Annotated in this window: 12 protein-coding genes; 3 read left to right on the top strand and 9 right to left on the bottom strand. The window is 51.3% G+C overall.

Going from position 1 to position 14,959, the window contains the following annotated elements; genetic code table 11:
• Positions 1-546 precede the first annotated feature (546 nt).
• Positions 547-1,773, bottom strand: coding sequence for a glycosyltransferase family A protein (locus tag B5F33_RS03155; protein WP_158095297.1), 1,227 nt, complete (start codon positions 1,771-1,773; stop codon positions 547-549).
• Positions 1,774-1,900: 127 nt separating this feature from the next.
• Between B5F33_RS03155 and B5F33_RS03150 the strand changes: the two genes are divergently transcribed.
• Positions 1,901-2,899 carry a glycosyltransferase gene (locus B5F33_RS03150; protein WP_158095296.1) on the top strand — a complete coding sequence of 333 codons (999 nt, stop codon included), beginning with the start codon at positions 1,901-1,903 and terminating at the stop codon, positions 2,897-2,899.
• Between the two features lie 66 nt (positions 2,900-2,965).
• On the opposite strand, the gene B5F33_RS03145 is transcribed toward B5F33_RS03150, so the two are convergent.
• The 8 genes from B5F33_RS03145 to B5F33_RS03110 all read right to left on the bottom strand — a co-directional run bounded on the left by B5F33_RS03145 (position 2,966) and on the right by B5F33_RS03110 (position 12,845).
• Positions 2,966-3,970 carry a glycosyltransferase family A protein gene (locus B5F33_RS03145; protein ID WP_087410345.1) on the bottom strand — a complete coding sequence of 335 codons (1,005 nt, stop codon included), beginning with the start codon at positions 3,968-3,970 and terminating at the stop codon, positions 2,966-2,968.
• Between the two features lie 2 nt (positions 3,971-3,972).
• Positions 3,973-4,998, bottom strand: coding sequence for a glycosyltransferase (locus B5F33_RS03140; RefSeq protein WP_087410344.1), 1,026 nt, complete (start codon positions 4,996-4,998; stop codon positions 3,973-3,975).
• A 196-nt stretch (positions 4,999-5,194) separates the two neighbouring features.
• Positions 5,195-6,256: an acyltransferase family protein gene (locus B5F33_RS03135; protein WP_087410343.1), complete on the bottom strand. Its 1,062-nt coding sequence runs from the start codon at positions 6,254-6,256 to the stop codon at positions 5,195-5,197.
• Between the two features lie 35 nt (positions 6,257-6,291).
• Entirely contained in the window at positions 6,292-8,322 is a 2,031-nt protein-coding gene (locus tag B5F33_RS03130; RefSeq protein ID WP_087410342.1) for a DUF6541 family protein, read from the bottom strand.
• 48 nt (positions 8,323-8,370) lie between these two features.
• The gene (locus B5F33_RS03125; RefSeq protein WP_087410341.1) at positions 8,371-9,852 is read right to left on the bottom strand and encodes a sugar nucleotide-binding protein; all 1,482 of its coding nucleotides are present in this window, start codon (positions 9,850-9,852) and stop codon (positions 8,371-8,373) included.
• 57 nt (positions 9,853-9,909) lie between these two features.
• Complete coding sequence (rfbB, locus tag B5F33_RS03120) at positions 9,910-10,932, bottom strand: dTDP-glucose 4,6-dehydratase (protein ID WP_087410340.1); 1,023 nt, start codon at positions 10,930-10,932, stop codon at positions 9,910-9,912.
• A 102-nt stretch (positions 10,933-11,034) separates the two neighbouring features.
• Positions 11,035-11,931 (bottom strand): glucose-1-phosphate thymidylyltransferase RfbA, encoded by an 897-nt coding sequence (gene rfbA, locus B5F33_RS03115; RefSeq protein ID WP_087410339.1) that lies wholly within the window; start codon positions 11,929-11,931, stop codon positions 11,035-11,037.
• 101 nt (positions 11,932-12,032) lie between these two features.
• On the bottom strand, positions 12,033-12,845 hold the full coding sequence (locus B5F33_RS03110) for a glycosyltransferase family A protein (protein WP_239284740.1): 813 nt from the start codon (positions 12,843-12,845) through the stop codon (positions 12,033-12,035).
• A gap of 111 nt (positions 12,846-12,956) precedes the next feature.
• On the opposite strand from B5F33_RS03110, the gene B5F33_RS03105 reads away from it, so the two are divergent.
• Together B5F33_RS03105 and B5F33_RS03100 are read left to right on the top strand one after the other, a co-directional pair.
• Positions 12,957-14,222 (top strand): hypothetical protein, encoded by a 1,266-nt coding sequence (locus B5F33_RS03105; protein ID WP_087410337.1) that lies wholly within the window; start codon positions 12,957-12,959, stop codon positions 14,220-14,222.
• A gap of 46 nt (positions 14,223-14,268) precedes the next feature.
• Positions 14,269-14,955 carry a glycosyltransferase family 2 protein gene (locus tag B5F33_RS03100; protein WP_087410336.1) on the top strand — a complete coding sequence of 229 codons (687 nt, stop codon included), beginning with the start codon at positions 14,269-14,271 and terminating at the stop codon, positions 14,953-14,955.
• Positions 14,956-14,959: the final 4 nt, after the last annotated feature.

Genomic DNA, 14,959 nt, shown 5'->3' with positions numbered 1-14,959 from the left:
GTGGGAAGAAGGCGAGGTTTTAGCATGAAACGGCCAAAAGGCCAAAGATGCGAGAACGCGTCGTCGGCGCGTTCGCGCCGCCGAGGCGCTGCCTTGTTTCCCCTCCCCAAGGCATCGCGTCGGGCAACATCCTTCCAAGCTGGTCAAAAAATCGAGTTGTCTGTAACTGCAGCGCCATTTTGCGCCCCATGTATCAAGATTCGCCCAATAATAGGGTGTCTGATAATGGCTAACGGACATGAAACTTTGTTATTAGACACCCTATACGTACAGACATCTCGAAAATTTGTCCACTTTGCGACCAAGCAACGACTTCCTACCAACAAATGCAGCTCAGATGCGACTCTCTCTATACACACGCCAGGCAAGACTATGCAATTCATTCGAAAACTGCTGATGCTGCTTTGACCCCCTGAAGCTAGAACGATTCCTCTTCCCTCGAAAAACCTACTGAGCACCTGACACGTAAATCGCCATACAACAGCTCGATAAAACCAATGCCAACTTTATGTTATCTACGCATCGTAATGGCAAACAATTGCATTGCTATCGACTAAAGCGATTTTTAATTGCGCGAGGAATCTTACACGCCCTGACTCCAAATCGATATTCGAAAGAGCTCCTAAGATTTGTAAGCTCTTTTCTCAGGGACTCGACCTCAGAATCAAGTTGCTCACATTTCTTCGACAGAGCATTCGCTTCGGTTTGCGCTGCAACCCAACTGGCCTCTGTCGCGTCAAAAAGAGCATGCTGCTCGTCTTGTAGGCGCTCTCCCCTGCGCGCCCACCAAAACAGAAAACACTCGCAATCATCATTAATCAAATGACTTAAGTACTCGCGCACAAAAGGAGCTCTATAAGAATCTATGGGGCGATCGAGCACGCCAAGCTCACGAAGGCCGCTTTTGCGCAAACGGTAAAATACAAGAAGAAATGCCTCGACCGTATTAAGCGTAATAAGATTGTGAATCGCCGACTGGACTGCCCACTCGGAAAAACTCCGCTTCGTCTCTTCCCAAATGTCAAGTTTTTCCAGACCCTCTCGAAGCATAAGAAGCGCCTCAAGAAAATCGAAGGGATGGGAGTCTTTATTCGACATAGTTGAGCCGGCACGCGCAACACGATAATGAGAGAGCCGCTCATAAAGCAGCGCAATGCGCTCGGCTTGCACAAGCGCTAAACACGTGAATGGACAATCTTCAGTGCGGCGGAGACTCGGGAAGCGAAGATTCTTTTTCTCGAGAAAAGACCTCCTGAATAACTTGTTCCACGGCCAATTCTGAAAGGAGGTGAAAATCGCGTCCGGATTGTCCCTCCATGAGCATGTCTCAGTTTTTGCCCTCTCTGCATCGAGCAAGTCACCAAATACAAGCGTGCCCATAGGTGGATGCTGATCTCGTTGATACGCGTCGTTGTACTCCCACAAATCCCAAATCACCATATCGGCTTCCAACGCAACCGCTTTGGTAACGGCATGCTCCAGAAGATTTGGCTCGACAAAATCGTCAGCATCTAGAAACAGAACAAACTCGCCACGGGCAACGTCCAGACCCGCGTTGCGAGCAACTCCTGGTCCAGCATGAGAAGTCGAGAGAATCTGAAATGACGCGAATCGTCCTTCTGACTGCTCAGCTTCAAGGACATCGCGTGAGCCATCAGTAGACCCATCGTCGATGCATATAACCTCAAAGTCTCTAAACGTTTGCGCCGCCAAGCTATCAAGCGCCTTGCCAACGTAATCGCGACAATTATAAACAGGAATGATGACAGACACTATAGGCAGCCCCATGGAATCTCCCCTCGACAAGATTACGTCAAGGCAGCCCCGTGCAGTGTTAGGGGCGGCACATATCAAGCAGTATAATGACTTGATTGTTCAGATACCACCAGAGGAGTTACCCATGCCGTCCGTATCGGTCATCTTGCCCATTTACAATGTGGAGAACTATCTTGAGCAATGCCTAGCAAGTGTGAGGGACCAGACGCTAGCCGACATCGAAATCATCTGCGTTGACGATGGCTCGACCGATTCTTCTCCTTCAATCATGGATCGTTTTGCTGCGGAGGATAAACGATTCCATGTCATACACAAGGAAAATGGGGGGTACGGAAAGGCGGTCAATACTGGCCTTGCATTTGCAACGGGTACCTACATTGGAATCGTTGAACCTGATGACTATGTTTCCACACGAATGTTTGAGACGCTTCTCAACGCCGCCAAGCAGCACGATGAGCCCGATATCGTAAAGTCGGCATATTGGCGCGTTGTAAACGCAAACACAGACCAAGAGCAATTACTGCCAGCTTTTTACTATCATGCGGTCGAGCATACTGGAGTCGTTTTTACCCTTGATCAAGACGCTGAGTTCCTGTTCCACCACCCCAGCATCTGGACGGCAATTTATAAGCGGTCTTTCCTCGAGGACAAGGGAATTCGCATGCATGAAATACCAGGCGCTGGGTGGGCAGACAATCCTTGGCTCATCGAAACGCTGGTTCAAGCTCGCTCAATTGTTTATGTTGACGAATGCCTCTACTACTACCGTGAATTTAACACCGGCTCTTCATCGGTGGTAAAAGACCCCTCAATCATTTATAACCGTTGGCTTGATATGGATCACATCATAAAGGACCTCGGCATTACCGCGCCGCGCATTTTGGAAGGGCACTTTAATCGAGGATGCGCATACATTGAAATGCTTCAGAAGGATTTCAATACGAAAGACCCGAATATCGCCGCAGCGTTACACACGATGGTTGGAAACATCGATTATAACGTGGTAAGACACTCGCGTAAGATTCCTCGCAACTATAAGGCTGCCTATTACAAAGAGAAGAATTATCTGCTTTACCTCGGCTACCGGATGGGACGAAAACTCAAGTCAATGCTGGGCAGATAAAGACAAGCTTTCATAATTGCGCGTTATTAAATGGGAGCCGCTCCGAACAAGAGTGGCTCCCATTGTTTAGCGTCCAAGAAGTTTTAGAACAAGACGTTTAACCGCTTGAGTATAGCGATTGTGTACAATCCGGCTGAACGGAAGGTACTTGATATAGCCATCATTAATCCATCGCAAAGGCTCTATGACATATACGTCAGGAAAATTAGACTCACACTGCTGAACCAGCTTGCAGTCAATCGCGCTATTGGCACGATATAGCATGCTCATTACACGCGCGTTGCTCACATGCCCCATAAGAGGAACACTGATCTCAACATCTAGCTGATGCATCACATAGGTATGCAATTTTGCGTACCCGAGTTCCCGCGATAAATCAAGCAGCTCAATTGAACCGCGCAACCTATCAAGAACGGCCCGTTCGCTCCAGGTGCGCTTTTGATGCCCGTAACGATAGGCATATACCGCATCAGGAATTGTCGCAAATCGACCGGCAGCGAGCATGATACGAACAAAGAAGAGGGGGTCCTCGAATTGCGTTCGATCCGGAAAGAAAATCCCCTCCTTACGAATCAATTCAAGCGAGTAAATATAGCGCGTAAAGTCGTAATCATATTGATAGTCTTCATACTTAACGACTTCTTCGCGTTCAAACGAATCGAGTTCTTTTCCATGCATAGAGTCGAAGCTGATTCTACCATCGCGATCGATGCACATCGATCCACCAGCTATCGCAACTCCATGTTCAGTGGCAGATCGATACAAACGCTCCAATGCAGTTCGCTCGGGTATATAGTCATCGGCATCGATAAAAAAGACGAAGTCACCAGTAGCATGCCGCAGTCCGTTGTTGCGAGCTGCAGATGCTCCAGCGTTTTCCTGAGAAAGGATATGCAAGCGAACATCCCGCGCGGCGATACCCTGCAAAACCGCCAATGAATCATCCGTAGATCCATCATCTACGAAAACAAGCTCAATATCCTCTAGAGTCTGATTGAGGCAGCTTTGAACGCACACCTCAACATATGGAGCGGCGTTATAGACAGGACTGATAACAGAAATCTTAGGCATAACTAGCCTCGTTTCATGAGTTTGCGAAGTCGGGATTTTAACTTGAAAGCCAAAGAATGCTGTTCCCTATCGAGGTCAGACAAAAGCTGCTTTGCCGAACCAGCCCACAGCTGAAGTCGGTTCCACTCCGCAGCAGTGAACTGCGAACGATCGACTTCTTTCTCCGCAAGAGCGTGCGCGAATTCCCTGGATCCGCGTTCAGCAAATTCCATCCTTAGAGAGTCGTCAATACGCTGCAGATTCCACAGATATGCATCGAAACGACGACGATTTACTATGGGCAACAAAGACGTGTCCTTGATGTCCTCGCGCGCAAAGCGCTCTGCTTCCGTATACTCTTCGCACACGTAGTAAACCTTTTTTCGATTGTTTATGGAAGAACCCTCGTTATCCTGACGATAGTGCAAATACGGCTCATGGATGAGCTCAGCACGATTCGCGCAGCTCCAAAGCTTGAAGCTGAATGCGGTGTCTTGAAAAGATGCTCCTGGAGTCTCCAAGAGTCGCAGCCCATGATCTTCAATCATTGAGCGTCGAACCAGCATTGCCCACAGAGCCGGTGGAAAATAGAAACATTGCACCAAATCGCGAGGGTTAAAGACCCGATCGCATACGTCTTTAAAATACGCTTCAAAGAACTCGTTCCGAGGCTCAGGTTTGCTCCAGTAATACCAATAATTGACACGAGCGATATCAAGATCGTCACGAGTCGCCCTCTCATACAGGGTCTCAAACATCGTCGGCTCGACAAAGTCATCAGATTCGACAATGCCAACATAATCCCCCGTCGCAGCTTCAAGGCCGCGATTGATAGTATGGCCATAGCCGCCATTTGGCTTATCAATCACACGAATGCGATTATCCCGACAGGCATGCTGTTTAATAATCTCTGGAGAGGAATCGGTCGAGCCATCGTTTACAACAATGATCTCCAAATCATGAAGTGACTGCGCCTCGATGCTCGTCAGGCATTCGTCAAGATACTTCTCGACATTGTAGACGGGCACGATAATTGATACAGCCGGCACGTGCTACCTCCCCGCAGGTTTTCAAACCAACATAGCTCATCAAAGGGTAGCATACGGCATAGATACAACCTGCTGTTCCACGTTTCCACTACACCTTTTCATAGCGTGCAATGAACACGGTAGATTATCGCAATCTCATAAGAATGATAAGGTCATTGGTTCATGTTCCAAGCCAACGCTCTTCCGCCCACGCCCCCTAATCAACTAATTCTGTGCTTGCAGCACTGGCTGGCTGATACGGAATAGGATTACGCGGAATGAGAATCCTCTTAAGGCGCGGAACAAATCCCAGCATTGCGATGCCCAACAGTGGCCACAGCACATTGAGCATAATAACAAGAGCGTTTTGGAGTGGGTGCCATACACCAATACCGTCGAGAAATCCGTATACAAGATACCAGGGGAAGGTAAAGTCGGCTATAGCATGGAAAATGAGAACGGCCAGGGTAACTTGGCCAAAATAACTCAGGAAGCGTGCAACAGGACCCCTAATGGTTCGTTCGATTCCAAGCGAGAACACAATAACTAGATACGAGCCACAAAGCGCGTTTACTACACAAAGGGGGCCACCAATGAACGAGAGAGACACGATATTTACTGAATAACCGAACGAGTGACAAACCCCCCACACCATCAAGCTCGCCAAAACTCCAAGTGGATGAGGATGCTCAAGCCATGACACCTTGTGAAGCTTCACCCAGTAGCCAATATAGAGAAACGCAGCGGCCACCAATCCCGGTTGAACCGACATCGGAAGCCAGATATACCCACCAGAAAGGTACGCAACGGAGGCCCCAATCAGGACAACAAGCAAGGGGCAGGCGGTTGATAGCGCAAAACGGAGAACAATCATTCCGACAAACTGGGCAGGCAAAAACCACAGCGCGCCGATCTGAACCACCTCAACAGGATACGTATGAGGCGTACCGGCCCCCCACAATGACGCGCGCAGTATGTGAAACAACCGCTGAGGGATGTCTGCCGTATTCCCCTGCACGGTAAACCAGACAACTGTAAAGAGGGCAATTCCGAAGCATCCAACTATATAGGGAACGAGCAATTGTTTTGCTCGCTTCTGAATATAGCTACCCCAGGATTCCTGCTTTCTAGAGAATACGTAACCCGAGAGCAAAAAGAACAGAGGAACGTGAAAGGTGTAGACGATGGAATTGATCGAAGTAATGCCTAAATGACCTGAAATAATGCAGAGCATGGCAACACCGCGAGCAATATCAATATATTGAAGTCGCTGACGCATGAATAAATCCTATCCATATGAACTAAAAGTTGAAATTACTCTTGTCCTATTTTGTACAGACGCATTTCACCGTGCTCGGCAATTTTGGTAAATCCGGGAGTGTCGTCAGTCACCGAATAAATCCCTCTCCACTGTCGGGCAACAAAATCTGGAAAGATTGATGTAGACCTGTCCATATCGCGACTAAGAATCAAAAGATACGAAGCCCCCATATCCGAAACAGTCTGCTGAACCTCTGGGTCTTGGACATATGATGATAGCTTCTCGCGAATCAAAGCGCTGCTATGCGCTTCCTTGGAAGAACCGTATCCCGACATGGAGCGGTAGTAAAAGTTCACATTTTCAACGCCATTAGCATAAAGCGATCCATCATAAGGCGCATTGATAATCAATGAATCCTCCGGAACCATCTTCTTGACTTGATTCATGAACACGGCCATCTCCGAATTGTATGGCTTGCCAAGATTTTCTTCGCTGTTGAGCTGCTCGGCATTAAATGCCATCACATTCAGAGGGGAAAGCCCCTCTTTGACGTTATACCAACCGAGTAGCAGGCAAGACAATACGAGCCCTGTGACACAGAGCGATGGAAGGTTTCGAAGGTTATGGGCTTTTTGATACATCGACACAACCGACATAACAAAACTAAAGATACAAAACAGGCCACAGACTGCCAGCAGAATGGCGCACATGCCGGCCAACGCGGCAAGTCTATAGGGATCTGTATACCAAAACCCGCAAAGAAGATGCCTCAGCTCACATTCCGGCATAGTCGCAGAAACCGCATAAAGAAACGCCGAGAAAATATAGGAGCCCAGCATCCACAAATACTGCCGACGAAAGAGAACATAGGCCGCACCGACTGCAACCAAAACTGACAACAAAGGTTGGGCAATCGAGCCAACAAAAGAAAGCTGTATAATATTTGTTATGCTATCAGACAGAGTCTGGATGGGAGCCCACCGAAATCTGACAATCGGCTGCATAAAGGGCAAACGAAAACATGCTATCCAGATGACGCACACGAAGAGAGCAAACCCTGTGCCCATAACAACTGCTTTCGTCATTTTCAGGCACCTAGTACCGCCCCCGCTCGCTCCAAACTCAGCACACCTATAAATGCAGTATGGAGCAAGAATAACCGCTGCAGAGAAAATCGTATTCGGTTGGGCAAAGACCTGACACATGCAGTAGACCACGAACAGCAGTGCATAGCGAACTCGACCGACAACGGAGCCATCAGTCGACGTCGCCTCAATAAAGCAATGCAGCAACCCCGGTAGAAGCATCATTGAGAGCGCATTGGGATAAAGCGGCCATACGTCAAACATCATCCATGGGAAGACGCTAAATGCACACGTCACTAAAGAACCGAGCAAAACTACCGAACGGCTACCATTAAACATCGAATGAATGAGAGCAAGCATCCCCAATGGGTAGACAACTGACACAAAAAAGAAATTGACAACGTTTGCAGCCATGCCAACCGAAATGTCTGCCATGGAAATAGCGAGGGAGCACAACAGATGCCAAGCGGCGGGATAGTATGCGACATCCTGCATCGGAACAGAGGACGATGGCTCTGAAAGATATAACGACGTCTTTATAATCGACCACGACCCTGAGTCGGAGAAGGACTTAATCAAGCCATAGTGAAATACGTTGTCATAAGTTTGCACTGATGATGTCGGACCGTCCAGCGGAAGCAAGTACATCGTGGTAGCAAACAGCAACCCAAAGCAAATATATAGGATTACTGGACCAACAAACGTGTCCACGCTCTCTTTTCGATGCCCGCAACCACGGCATTTGTCACTGTGGAGCCACCGAAATGAAGCGAGCAGCGCGGCAAGAAGGAAATAGGGGACGACCAGCATGAACCAGGATGCCCTAATCGCCATCCAATCGAGCACTATGCCCTCAATGCAATATACGGCAACGGAGCAGGCCGGAGCAAGCGCAAGCAGGGAGAACTGTCGTAATCCAAACCCGTATGCGGCCAAAAGACCCGGGATATACACCGCCGCAAAAAGCGATGCCGCGGCGGCACAAAACTGAATCCACATTATCAAGAACCCCGATCAACACGGTATTGACAGCAGCGAAACAGCTAGTTAATCGTTTTGCAGATATTGTTGGAGGGAAGCCCTCCAGTCGGAAACCGAGAAACCTGTAGCCATCAGTTTAGTGAGACTTAGAGTCGAAAAATATGGACGAGCCGCTACAGGACCTTCGACGGTGGAATAGTAACTATCGGTCGAAACAGGAAACACTGCAAAACTGTTATCATTTCGAAGCTTAAATACCTCCCGAGCAATCTCATACCAACTCGCAGGATCACCCGAAGCGGTGCAATCATACGTGCCGAATGGGGCCGGCTCAATCGGAAGCAAGGACCCTTCGCGATAGCCAAGCAACCAAAAGATGGCTCGAGCCATATCATCCGTGAAGGTAAGGCGCCCTATCTGATCATCAACAACGGTAACCTTGTTCAGCGTGTTCTCCGGATCCGCAACACGGTCGGAAAGCTCAGACATCGTACGAACGAAATTCTTCCCATCACCAATCACCCATGAGCTACGGAGAATGTAGTGGGCCGGGCAGGTCGAAACGGCCAAATCCCCCGCTGCCTTACTTTCTCCATATACAGAAAGCGGGCTAAATGGCTCCTCTTCATCATGAAGCTCACGACTTCCGTCAAACACGTAATCGGAGCTCACATGAACAAGCGTAATGCCATGCTCTGCACATGTCCGAGCAAGAAGCGTGGGGCCAGTAGCGTTGGCCTTCCAGCATACAGAACGGCCTTCTGGGGTCTCTGCCTTGTCAACTGCAGTATATGCACCACAGTTGATAACGGTACCGTACAGGGACCAGTCAAACTGTTGATAATCATGCGAATTGGAGAGGTCAAATGTGTCGATATCGCAAAAATCAAAGCTATCGGACAGGCCTCGCTCTTCAGCGAGTCTCCGAACCGCCCTGCCAAGTTGCCCGTTACAACCGGTCACAAGAGTGCGCTTTGACTTCATGGGGACAACGTCTTTAAGAAACGGATGATTCTTGTCCGCGTCAGAGAGCTCACACTCATCAAGCGGAATAGGCCAGGGAATAGCCAGGTCGGGATCAGCAAGGTTGACGAACGTGTAGGTTTTCTTAAGCTCCGCGGACCAATGTGCATCCACGAGATAGGAGTAGGCGGTTCCATCCTCAAGCGCTTGATAGGAGTTCCCAACGCCACGCGGGACAAAAATCGCTTTAGACGGATCGAGGACGCAGGTAAACACCTTGCCGTATGCACTGCTACCCGCCCGAAGGTCAACCCAAGCGCCAAAAACCGAACCGGTTGCAACAGAAATGAACTTGTCCCACGGTTCAGCGTGAATGCCGCGCGTCGCACCCTTCTTATCGTTGAAACTGATGTTATTTTGAACCCATCGGCAATCGGGCAGACCAAGGCCCCCGGCCATCTTCTCACGCTGCCAGTTTTCTTTAAACCATCCGCGATTATCACCATGAACGGAGAGGTCCACGACTACGAGACCCGGTATTCCGGTCGCAATAGCTCGTAAATCCTTTTCGAATTCGAAGTCCATGTTCTCTCCTTTAGAGATGAAATCTTGTCTAACGTCTGATCATGCAGTTACGCGAGATCATTGCCCCTGGGTAGCGTACTTCTTCTCGGTGGCCTCCTTGGCGGGACGCCACCAGGACTCGTGGTCGCGGTACCATGCGATGGTCTGCTCCAGGCCGGAGGCGAAGTCGGTGTGCGTCGGCTCCCAGCCGAGCTCGCGGCGGAGCTTCGTCGGGTCGATGGCGTAGCGCCGGTCGTGGCCGGGGCGGTCGCGCACCCAGTCGAAGTCGTCCTCGTCCCTGCCCATCGCGCGCAGGATGGCGCGCAGGACGTCGATGTTCGACCTCTCGCCGTCGGCCCCGACGAGGTAGGTCTCCCCGATGCGGCCCCTCGTGAGGATGGCCCACACGGCGGAGCTGTGGTCGTCGGTGTTGATCCAGTCGCGGACGTTCCGGCCGTCCCCGTAGAGCTTGGGGCGTCGCCCGTCGAGGATGTTGGTGACCTGCCGGGGTATGAACTTCTCCACGTGCTGGTAGGGGCCGTAGTTGTTGGAGCAGTTGGAGATGGTGGCAGCAAGGCCGTAGGTGCGCACCCAGGCGCGCACGAGCATGTCGGAGGCCGCCTTGGTCGAGCTGTACGGGGAGCTGGGGCGGTACGGCGTCTCCTCGGTGAAGCGCGCGGGGTCGTCGAGCGCGAGGTCCCCGTAGACCTCGTCGGTCGAGACGTGGTGGTAGCGCACGCCGTGCCTGCGGCAGGCCTCGATGAGGGTGAAGGTGCCCTCCACGTTGGTCCTCACGAAGGGCGCGGGGTCGGCGATCGAGTTGTCGTTGTGGGACTCCGCGGCGTAGTGCACGACGGCGTCCGCGCGGCAGACCAGCCGATCGACCAGGGCGGCGTCGCATATGTCGCCCACCACGAGCTCGACGCGCCCCGGGTCCAGCCCCGCGATGTTCTCGGGGTTGCCGGCGTAGGTCAGCTTGTCGAGCACCGTCACGTGCACGTCTGGATGGTTGTTCACCACGTAGTGCACGAAGTTGCTGCCGATGAAGCCGCAGCCGCCGGTGACGATGATGTTGCGCGGCTCAAAGACGTTGCCGTCCATAATACTCCCTACTTATAGAGTGTCCATCAGTTGCTCGAGGCGTGCAGGAGACACTTCTTGATGAACTGGTCTGCAGAACGCGCCCTCCCGCACGCGTGATACTTAATGTGCAGGTCGTTTGACAAACGCTCCTTCAGCAACCTTTAGCAGATGCTGCCCATAAAAACTCTTCCCACATGCCTGCGCACGGTCGGCCAGCATCTCGCGACCAATCCACCCGTTTTCATATGCTATTTCCTCGGGCATACAAATCGGCACACCTTGAGCCCGCTCGACCGCACGCACAAATTCGCTCGCTTCGTAAAGACTCTCCATGGTACCGGTATCAAGCCACGCGTAGCCGCGCCCGAGCGTAACGACGTCAAGCGCCCCATCATCGAGATACATGCGGTTGAGATCGGTGATCTCAAGCTCGCCACGAGCGGAAGGCACCACTTTGTGCGCCTTCTGGGAAACATCTCCTGGATAGAAGTACAAACCGGTCACCGCATATGAGCTTTTGGGGTGGTCGGGCTTTTCTTCAATGGATACCGCCCTCCCGTTCGAGTCAAACTCCACAACACCAAAGCGCTCGGGGTCATCGACGTGATATCCAAAAATCGTTGCGCGGCCAGACGCGGCGTCGTCCGCCGCACGACGGAGATGGCGGGAAAGCCCGTTGCCAAAAAAGATGTTGTCACCCAGAACAAGCGCACACGGCTCGCCGTCGATGAATTGCTCGCCGATGACAAACGCCTGAGCAAGCCCATCTGGCGAGGGCTGCACGGCATACGAAAGGCTTACACCAAAATCCGACCCGTCCCGTAAAAGACGCTCAAAGTTCGGAAGGTCACTCGGAGTCGAGATGATGAGAATGTCGCGGATGCCCGCCATCATGAGAACCGACAGCGGGTAGTAGATCATCGGCTTGTCGTACACGGGTAGGAGCTGCTTGCTGGTAACAGTTGTAAGCGGATAGAGCCGCGTCCCCGACCCGCCTGCGAGAATGATGCCTCTCATGCTCCAACCTCCATCCTGAACCGGTAGATCAAGCATGTCTCCATGGTAACCTCCATCATATGGGTCAACCGACGCCATCAATAGTCAGTTCGTGCGACCCGTTACAACGAGTTGCTCTTTTGGCCTGCCGCATATGCGCGATTCATAAGACGGGCAATGGGCCGAGGCCAAAACTTCTCCAACATCGCCAAATCCTCAGAGGTACGCGTGTCATCCCGGATCAGAGCAGAGGTCTCCGATCCTTCGTGTATACGATGCCGCATGAGAATCTTGTCGCAATACATAAAGGAACCTTCCAGCTTGGAAAGCCTTTCCCAAGCCTCCCAATCCAAATTCGACTTCATGCTGCTCACGAAAACGGGGTGAGGCAGATTGGGGACGCACATGGTAACCGACGGACAACATATTGCCGAGCCGCACGAAAGCACCCGACGGCGAACGAGCTTGCTCGTGGCAAAACGCTTTATGCGAAGCGGAGAAAGCAGCAGTCGCTTTATTCGAAGTAACCTGTTGTCGTCGCATGGCTGGCCATCTCGAATCTCACCATAATCAGAGAAGAAAATAAGGGGACGCTCGGCACGGCCCATCATCTGCAATACGTTCTCGGCATATTGAGGAAGATACACATCGTCTTGATGCGCGATGGTTATAAGAGGCGTGGAACAGTGATCCATGGCACAGTTCCAATCGTGGCAAATGCCCGGAGCCCCCTCGTTAACATATAGCGGAATGCCGTAGCGCTGCGAAAGCTTCGTGATCTCATCGTTTGGCGTAGATGTCGATATAAGAATGTTGGTTTTTACCGTCTGATCTAAGAGCGACTTTATACATGTCTCAAGATATGGTGAGGCCCCATAGGCACATAGGGCAAAGGTGTGATCAGAGGGAGCAAACACGGAAAACCTCTCGAACATCAATCAATAGATCACAGACTATGATAGCTAATTATCTAGACAACATGGTGTAGGGGCGATCTATACGAATGGACCATGTTGTCGAGCCCCAACTGTGTACAATGATTCACCATGAATACGAAAACCCCTCAAAGCGTCGCCCCCCTATCTCTGCGCGCTAACACAATCTGGAATGCACTCGGGTGCCTGTTCTACCTCGGTTGCCAATGGCTGACAAGCGTCCTGGTCGTACGCCTATCCTCAGGGTACGAGAACTCGGGCGCCCTGGCCTTTGCTATGGCAAATGGCATCATCTTTGCCTCGATTGGCCTCTATAAGATCAGAACCTTTCAGGTCTCTGACCTTTCCGGTGAGTTCTCCCACGGTGACTACGTGGGATTCCGCCTGGTAACGATAGTCCTCGGCCTTATCTGGTCTGCAATATATCTACCGCTCGCCTGCAGCTCGAATGCGGAGTTTTTGGTCGCCTCGATTGCATACCTTCTCTTCAAATCTGACGAAGTGTTCTCCGACGTGCTATACGGAATTGATCAGGTCGGCGAACGCATGGACTTCATTGGCAAATCACAACTTATGCGAGGGGTCGCTTCGCTCGTGGGGTTCTCAATCCCCCTCGCAGTCTTGGATAATCTCGTTGCGGGTATCTTGGGAATGGCGGCAGCCTGTATTGCCGTGACGGTGTTCTATGACATTCCACACGCCCGTCTCTTCGGTGATATCACCCCCTCGTTCAACGTGTCGCATATCAAAAAGCTTGGAAAATCGTGTTTGCTCGCCATGATTGCCAGCCTCTGCGCAAACGGCATCGTCTCGATCGTCCGCCAGTACTTCGGTGTAACCTATGGCAGTGAAGCCCTTGGCATCTACGCTAGCGTAGCCACACCCGCCGTTCTCATTCAAGTATCTGCGACCTATCTGTATAGCCCCCTTATCGGCACGCTCGCAAAAAAGCTTCATCAGGAGGGGCGCAATTCATTTGCCAAAGAGTTCTTCCGCATTTTGTTTTTGATTCTCATCGTCATCCTTGTTTTTATTGCCATTCTTAGCGCAGTTGGAGACTGGGGGCTTCAGCTCGTATTCGGAACTTCAATCGCCCCCTATACTTACCTGTTCCCCTTTGTCTTGTTGGCAACCGGCAGCGTCGGCATACTCTTCTATACCAACGATGTGCTCGTCATCCTCCGCAAGACTCCAGCGATGCTCGCCTGCAACCTCTTAGCACTCGGTGCGGCACTCGCGCTTGCTATTCCCCTCACCACCAATTTGGGAATGAACGGCATCAACTTCTCGGTGATCGGCGGCTGTGCCATCGCCGTCGCACTCTCAATGGTGTTCATACTCCGCCATCAGCGCTCCGCAACTGATGCCCGCAATTAAACAGGTATCATAGGGACGTTCTAATCTAAATCCTAAGGAGTCATGCGTGTCGACCTTGGTTATCGTGCCTGCCTATAACGAAGAGGCATCCATTGTTACCACCATCGAAGAGCTCACTGCAGTTGCCCCAGACTTTGACTACATCATCGTCAACGATGGCTCTCGCGATAAGACCTCTGAGATCTGCCACAGCCACGGTTTCCACATCATTGATCAGCCCGTCAACTTGGGTCTTACTGGAGGGTTCCAAACGGGCATGAAATACGCATGGCGGAAAGGCTACGACAGCGTCGTGCAGCTTGACGCGGATGGCCAGCATCGCCCCGAGCATCTTGCGGATCTTGAGCGTTGCCAAGAACAGACAGGGGCAGACATCGTCATCGGCTCCCGTTTTGTGACCAAAGCTAAGCCCCACACCCTGCGCATGCTAGGCTCAAACCTCATCTCATTCATCATCAAGCTCACGTGTGGCAAAACTATCAAAGATCCGACATCGGGCATGCGCCTCTACAATCGTCGCATGATCGAGCAGTTCGCAACACGAACCGATCTAGCACCAGAACCAGACACGCTTGCCTTTCTTATCAAAAAGAAGGGTGCAAAGGTAGCTGAGTGCCAGGTCGAGATGCGCGAGCGCGCCGCCGGCGAAAGCTACCTTACGCTCTCCAAATCCGTTTCATATATGGCAAACGCCTGCGTATCCATTCTGTTTGCTATGTGGTTCAAGCATTAGGAGT

It is taken from the genome of Collinsella sp. An2 (assembly GCF_002160065.1).
In the GTDB taxonomy this organism is placed as follows: domain Bacteria; phylum Actinomycetota; class Coriobacteriia; order Coriobacteriales; family Coriobacteriaceae; genus Limicola.
Note: the sequence above shows the minus strand (reverse complement) of the source record. Positions and strands in the feature narration are given on the sequence as shown.